This window comes from Cognatundibacterium luofuense (assembly GCF_018139685.1).
GTDB lineage: Bacteria > Pseudomonadota > Gammaproteobacteria > Burkholderiales > Burkholderiaceae_D > Undibacterium > Undibacterium luofuense.
On record NZ_JAGSPN010000340.1, the window covers coordinates 1 to 351 of the forward strand.

Genomic DNA, 351 nt, shown 5'->3' on the forward strand with positions numbered 1-351 from the left:
CTATTTCTTCAGTCGCCAGGATCTCTGCACGTTGCAGCAAATACAGCTGCGTTAATTGCAGTGCTTGCCGTACGCAGTTGCTGAGTGCTTCGCTGCCTGCCACATCGCTCGCGGCGGGTGTATCCGCTTGCAATACAGCTGCCAGCACGGTTTCAGGAAAATGCCATTGCCGACCTACATGCACAGACAATAATAAAGCCTGTTCCATCAGATTTTGTTGAAAGCGTGCAGAGGCCGGCAGTTGCTGCGTCACGCCGGTCTGGTCTATGGTGCGCAAGGCGATAATGAAACCGACATGGCGTAATAAGCCTGCCAGGAAAGCCGTAAATTCATCGAGTCCGCGTTGCAAGG

1 pseudogene is annotated in these 351 nt (G+C 53.3%); it reads right to left on the minus strand.

From position 1 onward, the window contains the following. Positions 1 to 351, minus strand: a pseudogene (locus KDM89_RS20695) (hypothetical protein); the annotation flags it as partial.